Origin of the sequence: Streptomyces sp. CA-249302, from assembly GCF_050936785.1 — a bacterium.
In the GTDB taxonomy this organism is placed as follows: Bacteria; Actinomycetota; Actinomycetes; order Streptomycetales; family Streptomycetaceae; genus Streptomyces.
The window spans coordinates 1,608,248-1,624,248 of sequence record NZ_JBNJMG010000001.1; the positions used below are offsets into that span (position 1 = coordinate 1,608,248).

The window sequence follows — 16,001 nt, forward strand, 5'->3', positions numbered from 1 at the left end:
CGTCAGCAGGGGCCCACGCGCGGACTCCGTAGGGGGCCAGAGATCACCCGTGCGGGGCATCCTCCGCCTGTCCGCTGTCCGCGGGGGTGGCCGAGGCGCCATCGTTGCGCGGGTGCATCGAACGACGACCACCGCAACGCTCCTGGTCACCGTGGCTGTCTCGGCCCTCTCCGGCTGTGTGACGGTCCAGCGGCCACCCGTGCCCGGCCCGCCGCCGGCGGCTCCCTCCCAGCCGTCGGCGCCGCGCCCCGACGGTCAGTCGGAGCCGCAGATCGTGCAGGCGCCGGCCCGTGAGGCACTGGAGATGATCGGGCCGTCCAGGTCGGCGAAGCCGACGAAGCCGGAGCGGCACGGGGCGGCGACGAGCGCGCCCGCGCCGGCCGAGCCGCCGACGGCGCCCCGCGCTCACCCCCACCCTCATCCTCACCCGCGTCAGCCGCACCCGAAGCCACGGCACCAGCAGCAGCCGGACACCCAGATCCCCGACGTGACCAAGTCGGTCCCCAAGAGCCAGTCGGACGTGTGCGCCCTGGGCAAGAAGTACGGCGGCTGGCAGGCGGACAGCCCGCAGTCGGTGATCTGCAAGCAGGCGTACGGGCGTTGAGACGGTGGCGGCCGCCGGGCGTCGCGCCCCTGGGAGGAGGTCAGGGCCGCTGCCGCGGCGGCCCCCAGCCTCCCTCGCCCGTGGCGTCCTCCTCCCCCAGCCGCAGCTCGAGGCGCCCGATGGCCGCCCGCACACCGTCCCCGTACGGGTCGTCGCCGAGCGCCTCGGCGGCGCCCCGGGCGCGGCGCAGATGCGTGCGGGCCGCGCCGGTGCGCTCGAGCTTCACGTAGTCGGCCGCGAGGTTGAGATGCAGCGAGGGGTAGAGCGCCCGTACGGCCAGAGCCCCCTCGTGTTCGGCGAGCCGCTCGTCCGTCAGTTCCTCCGCCGCCGTCAACGCCCTCAGGTCCCATGCCAGTTCATCCGAAGGGTCGTCCTGGGTGTCGGCCAGGTAGTGGGCCAGGGTGCAGCGGTGGAGCGGGTCGCCGTTCTCGCCGATCTCCGCCCACAGGTCGAGGAAGCGGTGCCGGGCCTCCTCGCGGTCGCCCGCGTGGTGCAGGATGACGACCTGCCCGATCCGCGTCATCACGGCATCCGGCGCCGTCTGCTCCTGCCCTGTGGCCACCGCGCACTCCGCCCACTCGTCGACTGTCCCGACCGACGCTAACCGCCCCCACCGACAATCCCGGTCAGGCGGCACCGGGCCGGCACCACGGGGAACCGGCCGGCGGCCGTGATCCGGGTCGGCCCCAGGGCCTGTCCGGCGGATCGTGCCAGGGAGGCCCTAGCCCAGGTTCGGCACCGTCCAGTCGATCGGCTCGTGGCCCTGCTTCGCGACCGCCTCGTCGATCTGGGTGAACGGGCGGGAGCCGAAGAACTTCTTCGCGGACAGCGGGGAGGGGTGCGCGCCCTTGACCACCACGTGCCGGGTCTCGTCGATCAGCGGGAGCTTCTTCTGCGCGTAGTTGCCCCACAGGACGAAGACCGCGGGGTCGGGCCGGTCCGCGACCGCGCGGATCACCGCGTCGGTGAACTTCTCCCAGCCTTTGCCCTTGTGCGAGTTGGCCTCGCCGGAGCGGACCGTGAGCACCGCGTTGAGCAGCAGGACGCCCTGCTGGGCCCACGGCATCAGGAAGCCGTTGTCCGGGATCGGGGTGCCCAGCTCCGCGTGCATCTCCTTGTAGATGTTGCGCAGGGACGGCGGGATCTTGACGCCCGGCCGGACCGAGAAGCACAGGCCGTGGCCCTGACCCTCGCCGTGGTACGGGTCCTGACCGAGGATCAGGACCTTCACCCGGTCGTACGGCGTGGCCTCCAGCGCGGCGAAGACCTCCTCGCGCGGCGGATAGACGGGACCGTTCGCCCGCTCCTCCTCCACGAACTCCGTGAGCTCCTTGAAGTAGGGCTGCTGCAGTTCGTCGCCCAGAACCCCGCGCCAGGACTCGGGCAGCATGGCGGTGTCGGTCACGTCAACGTCCTTATGTCGTGCGGTCACTTCAGGCCTCAGAACCTACAGGCGACCACTGACAGCCGGGACCTACCAGCTGGTTTTGCGGTAGAGCTGCCACATCATCATGATCGTCGACGGGTCCAGCGCCTGCTCCGCGCCGGAGATGTCGTCGCTCGCCGCCACGAACTGCTTGCCCTGCCACAGCGGCAGCAGCCGCGCGTCGTCCACCAGGATCTGCTGGGCCTGCTCGAAGTCGGAGACCACGTTGGCCCGGTCGCTCTCGCCGCGCGAGCGGGGCAGCAGCGTCCCGGTGATCTCGGGCGCCGGATAGGGCGTGCCGAGGGCGTTCTGGTCGCCCACGAACGGGGCGATGAAGTTGTCGGGGTCCGGGAAGTCGGGGAACCAGCCGCGCCCGAAGACCGGGTACTCGCCGTTCTGGTAGCCCGTCACATAGGTCTTCCAGGGGCGGCTCTTGAGGGTGATCGTGAAGAGCCCCGAGTCCTCCAGCTGCCGTTTGAGCTCGGCGAACTCCAGCTTGGTGGAGGAGCCGTAGCGGTCGGTGGTGTACCAGAGGGTGAGCGGGACGCGCTCGTTGATGCCCGCGTCGGTGAGGAGCTTGCGGGCCTTGGCCGTGCTGGGGTTGCCGAAGTCGTCGAAGAAGTCGGTGGTGTGGGCGGTCAGGCCCTTCGGGACCATGGAGTACAGCGGCTCGACGGTGTCCTGGTACACCTTGTGCGCGATCGCGCCGCGGTCGACGACCTGGGCGACCGCCTTGCGGACCGCGAGCTTCGAGGCCCAGGAGTCCTTGGGGTTGAACACCAGGTAGTTGATCTCGATGCCGGCGCCCTCGACGAGCTGGATCTTCCCGTCCACGTCGTGCTTCTGGAGGTCGACGATGTCGTCGGCGTCCATGCCGCGGAAGGCGACGTCGAGCGCGCCCTTCTTCAGGTCGGCGACCATCGGTGCCGACTCCTGGTAGTAGCGGATGGTCACCGCGCTGTTCTTGCGGTCGGCGTACCCCTGGTAGTTGTCGTTCCTGGCGAGTTCGGCCTTCTTGCCGTCCTCGTAGGAGGCGAGGGTGTAGGGCCCGGAGCCGTAGACCTTGTCGTCCTTGCGCAGCGAGGAGGCGGGGTACTCCTCGGGGTCGACGATCGACATGGCGGGTGTGGCGAGGACGAACGGGAAGGTGGCGTCCGCCTTGTTGAGGTGGAAGACGACCTCCCGGTCGCCCAGCACCTGGACCCGGTCGAGGCTGCCGAGGAGGCCGGCGGGGCCGCCGTTGAGGTTGATCTTCCGGATCCGGTCGATCGAGTACTTGACGGCCCGTGCGTCGAGCGCGTGTCCGTCGGAGAACTTCAGGCCCGAGCGCAGCTCGCATCTGTACGTTCTGTTGCCGCTGTCCGTGAAGCGGCAGTTGTCGGCCGCGTCGGGCTCCGGGGAGGTCGCGCCGGACGGGTAGCTGAGGAGCGTTTGGTAAATGTTGCGGAACAGCTCCCAGGACTGGTCCCAGGACGCGGCCGGATCCAGTGTGCTGGGGGCGCTGGTCGTCCCGACTGTGATCGGTCCCTCGTCGTCGGAGGAGCTCGACGAGAACACACCGCATCCGGTCACCAGGGACGATATGGACGCGATGGCCGCCACCTGACGCAGGCGTCGCTTCCGGTTGAACACGCGCTCGCTCCTCGATCTGCCGTACCAAGGGTCGGCAGACCATACCGCAGCGCCCCGGAGGTTGAACCCGGTTGGTACAGGGCACTTGATCAGCTTGTTTATGACGACGTTGTCATTCCGCTGTGCCCCTCTTGTACGACGACGAGGGCGCCGTTTCCGTCAAGGAAACGGCGCCCTCGGGTGCCCGATCGTTACCTTCGCAACCGTTGCGTCAGCCGACGCCGGCGTTCAGGAAGATGCCTCCGTCGACCACGAGCGTCTGGCCGGTGACCCAGGCGGACTGCTCGGAGGTGAGGAACGCGGCGGCGCCGCCGATGTCGGACGGCACGCCGAGCCGGGCGAGGGGGTAGGCGGCGGCCGCCTCCTCCTCGCGGCCCTCGTACAGGGCCTTGGCGAACTGGGTCTTGACGACGGCGGGGGCGATCGCGTTGACCCGCACCTTGGGCGCGAACTCGTGCGCCAGCTGCTGGGTCAGGTTGATCAGCGCGGCCTTGGAGACGCCGTAGGCGGCGATGAACGGCGAGGGCGCGATGCCCGCGACGGACGCGATGTTGACGATGGTGCCGCCGTTGTCCTTCTGCCAGGCGTGCCAGGTCTTCTGGGCGAAGCCGAGCGCGGAGATCACGTTGGTCTCGAAGACCTTGCGCGCCACGTTCAGGTCGAGGTCGGCGATGGGGCCGAACACCGGGTTGGTTCCGGCGTTGTTGACCAGGTGGTCGACGCGGCCGAAGGCCGTCATGGCGCGCTCGACGACCTCGGTCTGATGGTCCAGGTCGTGCGCCTTGCCGGCCACGCCGATGGCGCGCTCGGCGCCGAGCCGGTCGACGGCCTCCTTGAGGGCGTCCTCGTTGCGGCCGGTGATGACCACGCGGTCACCGCGGGCGATCAGAGCCTCGGCGACGCCGTAGCCGATGCCGCGGCTGGCGCCGGTGACGACGGCGACCTTGCCGGAGAGTTCGGGCAGTTCAGTCATGAGGGTCGTGTTCTCCTAGTCGAGCGGTCCGCCGGCGACGTACAGCACCTGGCCGGAGACGAATCCGGCGGCCTCGCCGGTGAAGAAGGCGATGGCGTTGGCGATGTCGTCCGGCTCGCCGACCCGGGCGACCGGGATCTGGGTGGCGGCGGCGGCCTTGAACTCCTCGAAGCCCATGCCGACGCGCGCGGCGGTGGCGGCGGTCATGTCGGTGGCGATGAAGCCGGGGGCGACGGCGTTGGCGGTGATGCCGAACTTGCCGAGTTCGATGGCGAGGGTCTTGGTGAAGCCCTGGAGACCGGCCTTGGCCGCCGAGTAGTTGGCCTGGCCTCGGTTGCCGAGGGCCGAAGAGGAGGAGAGGTTGACGACACGGCCGAAGCCGGCGTCCACCATGTGCTTCTGGACGGCCTTGGTCATCAGGAACGAGCCGCGCAGGTGCACGTTCAGGACGGTGTCCCAGTCGGAGACGCTCATCTTGAACAGCAGGTTGTCGCGCAGCACGCCCGCGTTGTTGACCAGGATCGTCGGCGCGCCGAGCTCGGCGACGACACGGGCGACGGCCGCCTCGACCTGGGCCTCGTCGGAGACGTCCGCGCCGACCGCGATCGCCTTGCCGCCCGCGGCGGTGATCTTCTCGACGGTGTCCTTGCAGGCGGCCTCGTCGAGGTCGATCACGGCGACCGCGCGACCCTCGGCGGCCAGTCGTACGGCGGTGGCGGCGCCGATCCCGCGCGCTGCGCCCGTGACTACGGCGACCCGCTGGTCAGTGGTGGACATTGGTGCTTCTCCTCGCCCTTGAGAGAACCTTTGATGCGGTGAGCGACCGCTTAGTACCTTCGATGGACGTGACGCTAGAAGGCCTGGCACTCGGTGTCAACGGCACGCGGCGCCGGTGTGATCCATTACCTCACCAGCAGGTCGAGCAACCGCTCCGTCTCGGCCGCCGGATCGGCGGTGAGCCCAGTGTGCACCGGCCCAGGCTGGACGACCGTGGAACGGGGCGCGACGAGCCAGCGGAAGCGCCGCCCGGGGTCGTCCCCTGCGGCCTGCCCGGCCGTGTCCCCGCCGCCGCAGACGCCCTCCACGGCCCCGAGCGCGGCCTGGATGCCGGCCACGTCCGCCGCCGGGTCGAGGGCGAGCAGCCGCGTCTCGTCGAGGTGGGTGCGGGCGCCGACGTATCCCTTGGCGCGGCAGTAGACCAGCACGCCCGCGTTGATGCACTCGCCTCGCTCCACGCGGGGTACGACCCGTAGCAGGGCGTACTCGTAGACGTCCCGTTCGTTCGCCTCGCTGCCCCGGATGATGTGACGTTCGACCACATGGCCGGCCATGTGGATGTGGCGCTCGCTCACTTGCCCTCCTCGATTCCGGTCACGCGCGTGTGGACGTCGGCGGCGCGGGCGAGCAGCACGCGCGCGTAGGCGTGCCGAAGGTCGTCGGGGGTGTCGAAGCCGGGCTCGTCGGCCAGCCAGGCGTCCGGGATCTCGGCGGTGACCTCGGCCAGGAGGTCCTCGGTGACGCGGGGGGCCAACTCGGCGGCGGCGCCCGCGAGGTCGGGGCGGAAGCGGGCGAGGGCGTGGTCGGAGGCGTCGTAGGGGCGGGCCGCGGAGGCGCCGGCGCCGGGCCAGTTGTGGTGCCAGATCATGGTGGCGCCGTGGTCGATGAGCCACAGGTCGCCGTGGGACATCAGCAGGTTGGGGTTGCGCCAGGACCGGTCGACGTTGTTGATCAGCGCGTCGAACCAGAGGATCCGGCCGGCCTCCTCGGGGCTCACCGCGAAGGCGAGCGGGTCGAAGCCGAGGGCGCCGGAGAGGAAGTCCATGCCGAGGTTGGTGCCGCCGCTGGCCCGCAGCAGGTCCTGCACCTGCTGCTCCGGCTCGCCCAGGCCCAGCACGGGATCGAGGTCGATCGTCACCAGGCGGGGCATCCGGAAGCCGAGCCTGCGGGCGAGTTCGCCGCAGACGACCTCGGCGACCAGTGTCTTGCGGCCCTGTCCGGCGCCGGTGAACTTCAGGACGTACGCCCCGAGGTCGTCCGCCTCGACGAGCCCCGGCAGCGAGCCGCCCTCACGAAGTGGCGTGATGTAGCGGGTCGCGATCACTTCCTTGAGCATCGCCCCAGGTTACTGGGGCGACGGCGGCCCCCGGACGAGTGGTGCCGCGACATCGACAGCAAAGCGACAGCGTGGTTTTACCCACCCCTGAACTCGACAGGGTCAAGCTCTCGACTGCGTCTGAACAACCGACGGCGGACGCCCGTACCCCTGGACAGATCCAGGAAACTTGCAATGGAAGGGAAACGTCAGCATGACCAGCGAATCAATTCCCCCCGTCCCGGCACCTGCCCGTCGCACCGTGATGGCGGCAGCCGGCGCGGCCGGACTCGCCGTCGCGCTGACCGCGTGCGGATCCTCCGACGACGACTCCTCGTCGAGCTCGTCCGACACCCAGGCCGGCGCGAACGCGTCGACCGGCGGCGACTCGGGTTCCAGTGCCAGCAGCAGCGCCTCGTCCGGTTCCGGCGGCGGCACCGCACTGGCCAAGACCGCCGACATCCCCGAGGGCGGCGGCAAGATCTTCAAGGACCAGGCCGTGGTGGTCACCCAGCCGGCCTCGGGCACCTTCAAGGCCTTCTCGACCAAGTGTCCGCACGCGGGCTGCGCGGTGAGCAGCATCGCCAACGGCGCCATCGTCTGCCCGTGCCACGGCAGCCAGTTCTCGGTCGAGGACGGCAGCGTGAAGAAGGGCCCGGCGACCACGGGCCTGACGGCCGCGAACGTCACGGTGAGCGGGGACTCGATCAGCCTGGCGTGACACGTACTCGTCGGGGCCGTTCGAAGCAGCCCAGCACCTCGTCCGTGGTCGCGACCGTGGCGACCAATGCGAGGGTGTGACGGATCATCGCGGGGGTGTACTCGGGAGGCACTCCCGCGATGGCGTCGGACGGCACCACGGCCGTGTAGCCGCGGTTCACCGCGTCGAAGACGGTGTTGGGGATCGCCACGTTGGCCGAGACCCCGGTCACGACCAGTGTGCGGCAGCCGAGATTCCGCAGCAGGGCGTCGACGTCGGTGCCCTGGATCGGCGACAGGCCGTGCAGCCGTCGTACGACGAAGTCCTGGTCGGCGACCTCGATGGGCGGCGCCACCCGCACCGCCGTACTGCCGGACAGCTGTTGGACGGGCAGCCGTTCGGCGGCGCGGAAGATCCGGGCGTTGCGGCTCGCGCCGCGGCCGTCGGGGCGGCGTTCGGCGACGGCGTGGACGACCTGGACGCCGCTCGTGTGGGCCGCGGCGACCAGCCGGGCGATGTTGGTCAGGGCGCCCGACGAGCGTGCCTCGCGGGCGAGTTCGGGCAGGGCGCTGTCCGGGCCGACGACCCCCTGCTGGCACTCGACGGTGAGCAGCACGGTGGTGGCCGGTTCGAGGAGCTCGCGGAGCTTTTCGTACGACGGCACGAGGCCCCCTGGTCGACGGCGGTGCGGTCGGGTGAGACTAGCCACCATTGCGTACGGACGGAAGACGACCCATCCTTTTCTGACGTGATGTCAGAGGATCACTGGAATCCTCTGACACGACGTGAGAGAAGAGGGGGCCGCATGACCGTCACTCAACGTCGGGGCCGCAAGATCATGATGACGCCCGGCGAACTGGACGAGTTCCTCGCCGTGCAGCGCACCTGCCGGGTCGCCACGGTGTCGGCGAGCGGTGCGCCGCACGTCAGCACGCTGTGGTTCGCCTGGGACGGCAAGTCGCTGTGGCTGTACTCCGTGGTGCGCAGCAAACGCTGGACCGACCTGCGCCGCGACCAGCGGGTCGCGATCGTGATCGACACCGGGGAGGAGTACGACGAGCTGCGCGGCGTCGAGCTGTCCGGAGCCGTGGAGTTCGTGGGCGAGTTCCCGCGCACCGGGGAGCTGTGTGCCGAACTCGACGTCCCGGAGACGCTGTTCGCGCGCAAGAACTTCAACCTGGAGGAGATGCCGCACGACGGCCGGCACGCCTGGGTGCGGCTGACCCCGGAGAAGATCGTGTCCTGGGACTTCCGCAAGCTCGGTCCCGCGTAGGTCAGTCGACCGTTCGAGCCGCTTCCTGCAACGCCTCGACCGCCGCCCGGATCGACGGGCGGCGGTCGGCGTCCGCACGCCACACGGCGTAGACCTGGCGCCGCACCGACTGCCGTACGGGCACGGTCCGCACGCCCTCCGGCACCGGACCGCGCCCGAGCCGCGGCGCCACGCAGACACCCAACCCGGCACCGACCAGGGCGAGTTGGGTGGGGTGCTCCTCGGCGCGATGCGCCACGCGCGGCTCGATGCCCTTGGAGCGCAGGGTGTGGATCAGCCACTCGTGGCAGAACTCGCTCTCGCCCCAGGTGATCCAGTCGTCGTCGGCGAAGTCCTCGAGTTCGACCTCCGCACGGTCCGCGTAGCGGTGGTTCGCGGGCATCGCCACGTCCGCGGTGTCGTCGAGGACGACGGCCTTGGCGAGCCCGTCGGGCACCGGCAGCGGCCTGTTGTACCAGTCGAGGACGACGGCCAGGTCGAAGTCGCCGCGCATCACGGCCAGTACGGCCGGTTCGGGCTCCATCTCCCGTGAAGTGGCGCGCAGTCCGGGGTGCAGGGCGCGCAACCGGGCCAGCGCGACCGGGAACAGGCCACGCGCGGCGGTCGGGAAGGCCGCCAGCCGCAACTCTCCCACCACCTCCCCGCGCTGCGCCTCCAGGTCGGACTGGGCGAGCTCGACCTGGGACAGGATGCGGGCCGCGTGCTCGGCGAGCAGCCGGCCGGCGTCGGTGAGCCGCACCCCCCGGCCGTTCTTGGCGAGGAGTTGCTGGCCGACCTCGCGCTCCAGCTTGGACAGCTGCTGCGAGACGGCCGACGTGGTGACGTGCAGCCCCTCGGCCGCGCCGCTGACCGAGCCGTGGCGGGCGAGGGCGTGGAGGGTGCGCAGGCGCTCCAGGTTCAACATATAAGCAATGCTACGAGATACCCGGCGAGAAAACTCGATTGTGCTACGAGATCGACTCCGTCATCGTTACGACCATGACCACCGCCACCGCGCCCCGGACCGCTGCCGCCCCAGCCACCCGTCGCCCCGCCCTCGACTGGCGCCTGCGCTTCGGCGCGCTCTCGCTGATCTGGGGCTTCAGCTTTCTGCTGATCAAGGTCGGGACGGAAGGGTATGCGCCGTTCCAAGTCACGCTGGGGCGGCTGGTGTTCGGGACGGTGGTGCTGGGGGTGGCGATGGCGGTGAAGCGGCAGGGGTTGCCGCGCGGGGTGCGGACGTGGGGGCATCTGGCGGTCGCCGCGTTCCTGCTGAACGCGCTGCCGTTCTCGCTGTTCGCCTATTCAGAGCTGACGATTCCGTCCACGCTGGCGGGGATCTGCAACGCGACCTCGCCGCTGTGGGGCATGGCGCTGTCCCTGGTGGCCCTGTCGGAGGACCGGCCGACGCGGGTGCGGGTGGCGGGGCTGGGGATCGGGTTCCTGGGGGTGCTGACGGTTCTGGGGGCCTGGCAGGGGTTCCATGGACTGGACGCGGCGGGCACGGTCATGGCGCTGCTGGCCTCCCTCAGTTATCCCGTCGGATGGATCTACGTCCGCCGCACCCTGGCCGGGTCCAGCCACTCGAACCTGTCGCTGACGGGTGCGCAGTTGTTGCTGGCCACGGCTCAACTGGCCGTCGTCACACCGCTGTTCACGTCCGCTCCGACCCGCTTCTCCGTGGTTCCGCTGCTGGCGACAGCCGCCCTCGGGGCTCTCGGCACGGGTCTGGCCGTCCTCATCCAGTACGGCCTGGTCGCCGAAGTCGGGCCGACCACGGCCCAGATGGTCACCTACTTCATTCCGGTCATCGCCACGGCCGCGGGAGTCGCCGTACTCGGGGAGTCGTTGAGCTGGTCGACGCCGGTCGGGGCGTTGATCGTGCTGGCGGGGGCGGCCCTCACACAGGTGAGGCCCAGGGACGCCTGAAGGTGTCGGCCACCGCGTCGGCCAGCGAAGCGGCCGCCTCCGGCCCCAGGGTGGACACGGTCACCCTGATCCCGGCCGGCGCGTTCATCCTGAAGCGGGCGCCCGGGGCCACCGCCCAGCCGGCGTGCAGGAGCCGGGCCACGGCGGCCGTCTCGTCCGGGACCGGGATCCAGACGTTCAGGCCGCTGCGGCCGTGGGCCTCGATGCCGCGCTGCGCCAGCGCGTTGATCAGCAGGTCACGGCGGGTGCGGTACGCCGCCGCCACCGCCCGGGTGTCGTGCGTGTCGTCGGTCCACAGGCCCACCACCGCCCGCTGGGTGATACGGCTGAGCCAGCCGGGGCCCAGGCGGTGGCGGCCGGTCACCCGGTCGACCGTGACGGGGTCGCCGGTGAGGACGGCGAGGCGCAGGTCGGGGCCGTAGGCCTTGGCCACCGAGCGGACGAAGGCCCAGTGGCGGGTCGGGCCGGCCAGGGGGTGCAGGGGCAGGTCGACGATGCCGTGGCCGTGGTCGTCCTCGATCAGGAGGATCTCCGGGTGGTCGCGGAGGACGGCACGCAGGGCACGCGCGCGCGTGGCCGTCACCGCGGCGCCCGTCGGGTTCTGGGCGCGGTCCGTGACGATCAGGGCGCGGGCGCCGGACTCCAGGGCCCGCCGGACGTCGTCCGGGAGCGGGCCCTCGTCGTCGACGCGCACCGGAGCCGTGCGCAGGCCCAGCGCCGGGACCAGATCGAGCAGGCTGCCCCAGCCGGGGTCCTCGACGGCGACGGTGTCGCCCGGCTTGAGGTGGACCGCGAGGACGCGCTCGACGGCGTCCAGGGATCCGGCGGCCACGGCCAGGGGTCCTTCCGGTACGCCGTCGGCGTCCAGCTCCGCCCGGGCGATCCGCGCCAGCTCCGGCTCGACCAGGGCGTCCCCGTACAGCACCGGTTCCCGGTCGGCCCGCTCGGCCGCCGCCGTGAACGCCTTGGCCAGCGAGGGCAGCAGCGCCGGGTCCGGGTTGCCGCTCGCCACGTTCCGTACCCCCTCGGGCACGTCCATCCGGGCGTACTCGCGCCCCGTGGTGGCCGGCTTCGACCGCACCCGGCTGCCCCGCCGCCCGTCGGTCTCGATCACCCCGCGCTCCCGCAGGATCCGGTACGCGGACGCCACCGTGTTCGGATTGACGCCCAGCTCGGTCGCCAACTCCCTCATAGGTGGCAGAAGTTGCCCCGGCTCCAGCCCGCCGGCACCCACCGCACGCTCGACGCTCGCCGCAATCTCTGCTGCGCGTCGCCCTTCGATCCGGTATTCTCCTAGCACAAAGGAGATTATGCACTAGTGCAATATCTGAGGCAACTCGAACAGCAACAGCCACCTCGAACAGCAACAGCTACGGAGACCGAAATGCAGGGGACCGCCCAGCCGACGTCGCAGCCCACCGCCTACACGCCGACCGACCGCACCGTCCCCACGCGCTCGCCGGACCGGGCGTCGTACGACAGGGAACTGGTGCACTCGATACTCGACGAGGGTTACGTCTGCCATCTGGGCTTCGTCCGGGACGGGGCGCCGGTGGTGCTGCCGACGCTGTACGGGCGGGTCGGCGACCGGCTCTACGTGCACGGCTCGACGGGCTCGCGTCCGCTGCGGATGACCGGCAAGGCCGACCCGGGGCTCGCGGTGTGCCTCACGGTCACGCACGTCGACGCGCTGATCCTGGCCCGCTCGGCCTTCCACCACTCGATCAACTACCGGTCGGTGGTGGTGCACGGCATCGCGTACGACGTGACCGACCCGGCGGAGAAGCGGACGGCGCTGGACGCGCTGGTCGACCACGTGGTGCCGGGCCGGGCCGCCGACTCGCGGCCCGCGAACAAGAAGGAGCTCGCCGCCACCGCGGTGATCCGCCTCAACCTGGACGAGGTCTCCGCCAAGCTCCGCACCGGTGGCGTCAACGACGAGCCCGAGGACCTCGCCCTCCCCCACTGGGCCGGCGTCGTCCCGCTCCGCAAGGGCTACGAGACCCCCGTCGCCGACGCCGACCTGTCCCCCGGCACCGAACTGCCCGACTACCTGGCGGTGCGGTGATGCTGATCCACCCCTGGGACGCGGCACGCGACGACGCCGAGTGGCAACAGTGGCTCGCGGTCCACGACTTCGGCCAGCTCGCTGTCAACGGGCTGCCGGGCGAGGCGCCGTACGTCCAGCCACTGCACTTCCTCTACGACGCCGAGCGCGGCGAGGTCCTCACCCACCTCGCCCGGCCCAACCCGCTCTGGAAGGCGCTGGAGGCGGACCCGGACGTGCTGCTGAGCGTGGTCGACGACTACGTCTACGCACCCGGCTACTGGCAGGCCATGCCCGACTCCCCGCCCGAGCACGGCACCCCGACGACCTACTACGCGGCGGTTCAACTCCGTTGCCGGGCGCACCTGGTGGACGACGCGGCCGAGAAGGCCGAGCTGCTCAACCGGCTGATGGGGCACTTCCAGCCGGAGGGCGGCTCGGCGCGGGTGGCGGCGGGCGAGGAGCCGTACGGCAGGATGCTCTCCGGGCTGCGCGGGGTACGGCTCGAAGTGGTCGACGTGCGGGCGAAGTTCAAGTACGCGGGCCACAAGCCGCAGGCGCACGAGCGGATCGTGTCCGGGCTGGTGGAGCGGGACGGCCCGCGGGACGCGGCGGCTCTCGCACACCTGCGACGAAGGCAACAGGCGTGACTGCAGCGCCCCGAAAGGGGCGCGGGGCTGCGTCAACCAGCGGCTCCGCCGCGGGGCGCGACCGGCCACGACGGCGCCGCAGACGCTCGACGGCCCATCGTGGCACTACCGGCGCGCGGACAACTCCCGTTCCGGCCCCCGCTCGCGACCGGCTCCGCGGGCGCCTTGGCCGGTGCCGAGGACTGGGCGATGAACGCACCCACCAGGACCACCACGCCGCCGACGATCTGCGGCGCGGACAGGTGCTCGCCGAGCAGCACCCAGGCCAGGACGGTCGCGATGACCGCTTCGAGGCAGGCCACCACGCCCGCGACCTGCGGGGAGAGCCGGCGCACCGACAGCACGCCGGTGACGTAGGCGAGGACGGTGGCGATCAGCACGATCCAGGCCAGCAGCAGGCCGGCCGCGACCCGGGTGCCGTTCATCGACGCGCTGCCGGACAGCACGGACCAGTCCATGCCCCAGGGGCGGGCGACGACGGTCAGCACGAGGGCGCCGATCAGCAGGCCGTAGGCGATGACGCCGAGCGGGTCCGGCGCGTCCTCGCCGGCGTCGCTGCCCTGGTCGGAGAGGACGAAGTAGCCGACCTGGCAGCAAGCGGCGCCGAGCGCGAGCAGCAGGCCGAGGGCGTCGAAGCTCAGTCCCGACCAGACCTCGACGACACAGGCGAGGCCGCCGACCGCGAGGACCACGCCGAGCGCCGCGGCCCGGGTCACCGGCCGCCGCTGCACGAACCGCACCCAGCCGAGGACCAGGGCGGGCGCGAGGTACTCGACGAGCAGGGCGACACCGACGGGTATACGGGATATCGCGGCGAAGTAGCAGGCCTGCACTCCGGCCACGGCGAGCAGGCCGAAGCCGGCGAGCAGCGCGGGGCGTCGGCGCAGCAGCGCGCGGTGGCGGACGGCGACCGGGAGCATCACCAAGGCGGCGCCCGTCACGCGCAGCCACACCACGTGGAGCGGGTCGAGCCCCGCCTCGATCAGCGGCTTGGCCGCGACCCCGGATCCCCCGAAGGCGAGCGCGGACACGAGCGCGAGGCCGAGCCCGACGCCCTTTCCGCGGGCCTCCGGGCCGCCCTGACTGCTCTCAGACGTATGCACCGGCACATGATGACAGGCGATGACATGAGCGTCACCCCCGTTGACACCTGTCTCAACGACTGGACCCGTCCCAGCGGCCACCCCAGCCGGACCCGGTCGGCAGTTCCTCGACGCGGGCGAGTACCTCGTGGGGGTCGAGCCCGGCGCGCAGGAGCACCTCCACGGCCCTGGCCTGCGGGTCGACGACGATCGCCGCGAGCAGGTCGACACCGAGAGCCGGTTCGCCGCCGCGGCGGGCGGCGCGCTCACCGGCGTACTCCATCGCGCTCGCGGCCAGCGGCGAGAAGCCCTCGGCCTCGGTCACCACGGGCACGGCCCCGGAGTCCTCGACGGAGCTCTGCCAGCGCAGGCCGTAGCCGATGCTGCGCTGCACGAGGTAGCCGAGCAGCCGGGCGAGGCCGGGCCCGTCGCCGAAGACGGCACGCGCCTCGGGGTCGTACTCCAGGAGCGAGTGCAGCAGATGGGCCGTGTCGATCTGCCGGTCCCCGTCGCGCACCGCCCGCCGGCGGGCCCCCGACACCACCGCTGCCAGCTCGGCGCTGAGCCTGGCATCGTTGTCCGGGCGAGGACCGACGGCCTGCTCGCCGGCCTGCTGGCGCGGGATACGGGGTTGCACATCCCCCACCCCATCAGCCCCGGCCCTCTCCGGTCATCCCCGAAGGGGAGCATTTCGGGGTCCCACACAGAGTGGACCCCGAGCGCCCGAATCTCCTCCTTACGGATGACATCAGGCCGTTTCACCCCCCAGGGGCGCGAGCCGCCTTGCCACGCGCCCCGCGCGCAACCGCGGCACTCCGTCGCACGTCCAACAGGAGCGTGGAGAGCAGGTGCTGGCTGGTGGCACTGCCGGCCGTCGACGGCAAGCAGTACGTGTACCGGGTGTACGCCCCGGAGGACGCACTGCCGGCCGACCTGTTCTGGGACGCCTGGCACTGCCACGACGAGAGCGCCTTCCCGCGCGCCTGGGACCTGTTCGACGCCGCGGTGATCCGACTCGTCCACAATTCCTGACGGTTCATCAGTATTGAATGTTGCGACCCGTGACGTTACTTTCCGCGACACCACAGCCCGACACGAAGAGGTGGTCGCATGCCCGAAATCAGCGCGGAGGCACGGATCGAGGCGCCGGCCGAGAAGGTGTGGGCGCAGCTCACGGACTGGCCCTCGTACGGCGAGTGGAACGCCACCCACACCAGCTTCCCGAAGGGCGGCCCGACCGCGTTCGAGGTGGGCGGGACCTTCCAGGAGAACATGAAGCTGATGGGCTTCCCGGCCGAGGTCGACTGGACCATCGAGGAGCTGGAACCGGCCCGCGTCCTCGCCATCAAGGGCAAGGGTCCGATGGCGGTGACCGTGGCCACGCGGTACACCCTGACCCCTGACGGCGATGCCACAACGGTCCGTATCGACGGTGAATTCACGGGCGCCGCGGTCACCTTGATGGCGGGCAAGCTGAAGGACTCGGGCACGGCCGCCCTGAACGAGTCGCTGCGCAAGCTCGCCGGGCTGGTGTCCTGACCCTCGGACGCAGGAAGGCGCCCCGCGGACATTCCGCGGGGCGCCTCTTTCATACGGCGGGGAGGCCGCAGGTCC

Annotated in this window: 20 protein-coding genes; 8 read left to right on the forward strand and 12 right to left on the reverse strand. The window is 71.2% G+C overall.

Annotated features, from left to right (window positions below; genetic code table 11):
- Window positions 1–112 precede the first annotated feature (112 nt).
- Window positions 113–604 carry a hypothetical protein gene (locus ACQEWB_RS07275; RefSeq protein WP_432828252.1) on the forward strand — a complete coding sequence of 164 codons (492 nt, stop codon included), beginning with the start codon at window positions 113–115 and terminating at the stop codon, window positions 602–604.
- Window positions 605–644: 40 nt separating this feature from the next.
- Here ACQEWB_RS07275 and ACQEWB_RS07280 read toward each other — a convergent pair whose 3' ends face one another.
- From ACQEWB_RS07280 to ACQEWB_RS07310, 7 genes are all read right to left on the reverse strand, one after another.
- The gene (locus tag ACQEWB_RS07280) at window positions 645–1,166 is read right to left on the reverse strand and encodes a hypothetical protein (protein WP_432828254.1); all 522 of its coding nucleotides are present in this window, start codon (window positions 1,164–1,166) and stop codon (window positions 645–647) included.
- A 159-nt stretch (window positions 1,167–1,325) separates the two neighbouring features.
- Complete coding sequence (ung, locus tag ACQEWB_RS07285; protein WP_432828256.1) at window positions 1,326–2,009, reverse strand: uracil-DNA glycosylase; 684 nt, start codon at window positions 2,007–2,009, stop codon at window positions 1,326–1,328.
- A gap of 69 nt (window positions 2,010–2,078) precedes the next feature.
- Complete coding sequence (locus ACQEWB_RS07290; protein ID WP_432828258.1) at window positions 2,079–3,662, reverse strand: ABC transporter substrate-binding protein; 1,584 nt, start codon at window positions 3,660–3,662, stop codon at window positions 2,079–2,081.
- Between the two features lie 211 nt (window positions 3,663–3,873).
- Window positions 3,874–4,635: an SDR family oxidoreductase gene (locus ACQEWB_RS07295; RefSeq protein ID WP_432828260.1), complete on the reverse strand. Its 762-nt coding sequence runs from the start codon at window positions 4,633–4,635 to the stop codon at window positions 3,874–3,876.
- Between the two features lie 15 nt (window positions 4,636–4,650).
- The gene (fabG, locus tag ACQEWB_RS07300) at window positions 4,651–5,412 is read right to left on the reverse strand and encodes a 3-oxoacyl-ACP reductase FabG (RefSeq protein ID WP_432828262.1); all 762 of its coding nucleotides are present in this window, start codon (window positions 5,410–5,412) and stop codon (window positions 4,651–4,653) included.
- Between the two features lie 125 nt (window positions 5,413–5,537).
- On the reverse strand, window positions 5,538–5,966 hold the full coding sequence (locus ACQEWB_RS07305; protein WP_432843677.1) for a DUF3037 domain-containing protein: 429 nt from the start codon (window positions 5,964–5,966) through the stop codon (window positions 5,538–5,540).
- Between the two features lie 17 nt (window positions 5,967–5,983).
- Window positions 5,984–6,748, reverse strand: coding sequence for a HipA family kinase (locus tag ACQEWB_RS07310; RefSeq protein WP_432828264.1), 765 nt, complete (start codon window positions 6,746–6,748; stop codon window positions 5,984–5,986).
- Between the two features lie 193 nt (window positions 6,749–6,941).
- Between ACQEWB_RS07310 and ACQEWB_RS07315 the strand changes: the two genes are divergently transcribed.
- Window positions 6,942–7,448 (forward strand): Rieske (2Fe-2S) protein, encoded by a 507-nt coding sequence (locus ACQEWB_RS07315; protein ID WP_432828266.1) that lies wholly within the window; start codon window positions 6,942–6,944, stop codon window positions 7,446–7,448.
- Here ACQEWB_RS07315 and ACQEWB_RS07320 read toward each other — a convergent pair.
- Window positions 7,435–8,091: a cysteine hydrolase gene (locus ACQEWB_RS07320; protein WP_432828268.1), complete on the reverse strand. Its 657-nt coding sequence runs from the start codon at window positions 8,089–8,091 to the stop codon at window positions 7,435–7,437. The two genes, ACQEWB_RS07315 and ACQEWB_RS07320, sit on opposite strands and share 14 nt — an antisense overlap.
- A gap of 141 nt (window positions 8,092–8,232) precedes the next feature.
- Here ACQEWB_RS07320 and ACQEWB_RS07325 point away from each other — a divergent pair, with 141 nt between their 5' ends.
- Window positions 8,233–8,700 carry a pyridoxamine 5'-phosphate oxidase family protein gene (locus ACQEWB_RS07325; protein ID WP_432828270.1) on the forward strand — a complete coding sequence of 156 codons (468 nt, stop codon included), beginning with the start codon at window positions 8,233–8,235 and terminating at the stop codon, window positions 8,698–8,700.
- Window position 8,701: 1 nt separating this feature from the next.
- On the opposite strand, the gene ACQEWB_RS07330 is transcribed toward ACQEWB_RS07325, so the two are convergent.
- A complete protein-coding gene (locus ACQEWB_RS07330; RefSeq protein ID WP_432828272.1) occupies window positions 8,702–9,604 on the reverse strand; it encodes a LysR substrate-binding domain-containing protein in 903 nt (300 codons plus the stop codon).
- Window positions 9,605–9,642: 38 nt separating this feature from the next.
- On the opposite strand from ACQEWB_RS07330, the gene ACQEWB_RS07335 reads away from it, so the two are divergent.
- Entirely contained in the window at window positions 9,643–10,608 is a 966-nt protein-coding gene (locus ACQEWB_RS07335; RefSeq protein ID WP_432828274.1) for a DMT family transporter, read from the forward strand.
- On the opposite strand, the gene ACQEWB_RS07340 is transcribed toward ACQEWB_RS07335, so the two are convergent.
- On the reverse strand, window positions 10,580–11,908 hold the full coding sequence (locus ACQEWB_RS07340; RefSeq protein ID WP_432828276.1) for an aminotransferase class I/II-fold pyridoxal phosphate-dependent enzyme: 1,329 nt from the start codon (window positions 11,906–11,908) through the stop codon (window positions 10,580–10,582). The two genes, ACQEWB_RS07335 and ACQEWB_RS07340, sit on opposite strands and share 29 nt — an antisense overlap.
- A gap of 84 nt (window positions 11,909–11,992) precedes the next feature.
- Between ACQEWB_RS07340 and ACQEWB_RS07345 the strand changes: the two genes are divergently transcribed.
- Both ACQEWB_RS07345 and ACQEWB_RS07350 read left to right on the forward strand, forming a co-directional pair.
- Window positions 11,993–12,676, forward strand: coding sequence for a pyridoxamine 5'-phosphate oxidase family protein (locus ACQEWB_RS07345; RefSeq protein WP_432828278.1), 684 nt, complete (start codon window positions 11,993–11,995; stop codon window positions 12,674–12,676).
- The gene (locus ACQEWB_RS07350) at window positions 12,676–13,305 is read left to right on the forward strand and encodes an FMN-binding negative transcriptional regulator (RefSeq protein ID WP_432828280.1); all 630 of its coding nucleotides are present in this window, start codon (window positions 12,676–12,678) and stop codon (window positions 13,303–13,305) included. The genes ACQEWB_RS07345 and ACQEWB_RS07350 overlap by 1 nt, the downstream gene beginning before the upstream one ends.
- A gap of 32 nt (window positions 13,306–13,337) precedes the next feature.
- Here the strand turns inward: ACQEWB_RS07350 and ACQEWB_RS07355 are convergent, their stop codons facing one another.
- Both ACQEWB_RS07355 and ACQEWB_RS07360 read right to left on the reverse strand, forming a co-directional pair.
- A complete protein-coding gene (locus ACQEWB_RS07355; RefSeq protein WP_432828282.1) occupies window positions 13,338–14,414 on the reverse strand; it encodes an EamA family transporter in 1,077 nt (358 codons plus the stop codon).
- 46 nt (window positions 14,415–14,460) lie between these two features.
- Window positions 14,461–15,024, reverse strand: coding sequence for a Clp protease N-terminal domain-containing protein (locus tag ACQEWB_RS07360; protein WP_432828284.1), 564 nt, complete (start codon window positions 15,022–15,024; stop codon window positions 14,461–14,463).
- 221 nt (window positions 15,025–15,245) lie between these two features.
- On the opposite strand from ACQEWB_RS07360, the gene ACQEWB_RS07365 reads away from it, so the two are divergent.
- Entirely contained in the window at window positions 15,246–15,419 is a 174-nt protein-coding gene (locus ACQEWB_RS07365) for a hypothetical protein (protein WP_360828776.1), read from the forward strand.
- Window positions 15,420–15,497: 78 nt separating this feature from the next.
- On the forward strand, window positions 15,498–15,926 hold the full coding sequence (locus tag ACQEWB_RS07370) for a type II toxin-antitoxin system Rv0910 family toxin (RefSeq protein WP_432828286.1): 429 nt from the start codon (window positions 15,498–15,500) through the stop codon (window positions 15,924–15,926).
- Window positions 15,927–16,001: the final 75 nt, after the last annotated feature.